We start from the raw sequence: 1668 nt of genomic DNA, 5'->3' as shown, positions 1-1668 counted from the left end.
GGCGCGCCGTCCGCGCGGGCGCGACGACGCACCTCGTCCAGCGTGCGTTCGCCGATGCCGCGCGTCGGCGTGTTGACCGCGCGCTCGAACGCGGCATCGTCGGCGCGGTTGGCGACCAGCCGCAGGTAGGCCAGAGTGTCCTTGATCTCGGCGCGCTCGAAGAAGCGCTGGCCGCCGTAGACGCGATAGGGCACCTGTTCGGAGAGCAATGCCTCTTCGAACGCACGCGATTGGGCATTGCTGCGATAGAGGATCGCGACCTCGCCGTGGCTGCCGCCGTCGCGGACCCACTGGCGCAGGCGCTCGACCACGAAGCGCGCCTCGTCGATCTCGTTGTAGGCCGCGTACAGGTCGACCGGCTCCCCGCTGCCGCTGTCGGTCCACAGCTTCTTGCCCAGGCGCTCGGGGTTGTGCGCGATGACCGCGTTGGCGGCATCGAGGATGTTGGCGCTGGAGCGGTAGTTCTGCTCGAGCTTGATCGTTTGCGCCCCCGGAAAATCCTTCAGGAAGCGCTGCACGTTCTCGACCTTGGCCCCGCGCCAGCCGTAGATCGACTGGTCGTCGTCGCCAACCACGAACACCTTGCCGTTGTCACCCGCGAGCAGGCGCACGAACCCGTACTGGATCGCGTTGGTGTCCTGGAACTCGTCGACCAGGATCTCTCCGAACCGATGCCGGTAATGCGCCAGCAGCGCCGGGTTGTCACGCAGCAACTCGTGCGCGCGCAGCAACAGCTCGGCAAAGTCGACCAGGCCGGCGCGGTCGCAACGCTCCTGGTAGGCGACGTAGCAGCGGCGCATGACATCGGCCCACTGGTCGTTCGCATCGGGCTGCAGGTGCTCCGGCCGACGGCCCTCGTCCTTCTGCGCATTGATCCACCACGCGATCTGGCGTGGCGGGAAACGGCTGTCGTCCAGTTCCAGTGCCTGCACGACGCGCTTGACCAACCGCAGCTGGTCGTCCGAGTCGAGCACCTGGAAGCCTTCCGGCAGCCTGGCCTCCTGCCAGTGCAGCCGCAGCAGCCGGTGGGCCAGTCCGTGGAAGGTGCCGATCCACATGCCGCGGGTACCGCCGCCGAGCTGGGCGTCGACACGCTGGCGCATCTCGGCCGCGGCCTTGTTGGTGAAGGTGACCGCGAGGATGCCGTGGGTCGGCACCCCGAACACTTCGTGCAGCCAGGCGATCCGATGGGTCAGCACCCGGGTCTTGCCGGAGCCGGCGCCGGCGAGCACCAGGTAGTGGCCTGGAGGCGCGGAAACGGCCTCGCGCTGCGCCGGGTTCAGCGCGTCGAGCAGGTGGGAAACATCCATCCGCGCATTCTACCGGCGCGCGTCGCAAGGCCTGCGCCACGCGACCTGGCAAGGGATCAGGACAGCACCCGCTCCCGTTCATCCCCGTCGGCGGCGAGCAGCCGCGCCGGTCGGGTCTGGTGCATCAGGCGATAGAGGTCGGCCTCCAGCCGGTCGATCCGTGCACTGATGCCCGCCGTTTCCGCCGCATCCAGGTGGACCAGGCCTTCCAGCAGCATCGCCACGTTGTCCAGGCGCAGCTTCTGGTCATGCAATGCCTGCCGCTGGTAGCGGCCGTCGACGTCCCGGGGGTCGCGGGCACGGGAGCGGCCGCGCTGTTCCCGCAGCACGCGGTGCAGGCGCTCGGCGCCGCGGCGGT

At 69.2% G+C, this 1668-nt stretch carries 2 protein-coding genes; both read right to left on the bottom strand.

Translation table 11 applies throughout. From position 1 onward, the window contains the following. A partial coding sequence (locus ACKVMH_RS13415; protein ID WP_412700654.1) for a UvrD-helicase domain-containing protein occupies window positions 1-1310 on the bottom strand: 1310 nt, incomplete at its 3' end. A 56-nt stretch (window positions 1311-1366) separates the two neighbouring features. Then, window positions 1367-1668, bottom strand: a 302-nt coding sequence (locus tag ACKVMH_RS13410) for a hypothetical protein (protein ID WP_412700653.1), incomplete at its 5' end; no start/stop codon positions are given.

Origin of the sequence: Lysobacter zhanggongensis (assembly GCF_046638635.1) — a bacterium.
Classification (GTDB): Bacteria; Pseudomonadota; Gammaproteobacteria; order Xanthomonadales; family Xanthomonadaceae; genus Novilysobacter; species Novilysobacter luteus.
Note: the sequence above shows the minus strand (reverse complement) of the source record. Positions and strands in the feature narration are given on the sequence as shown.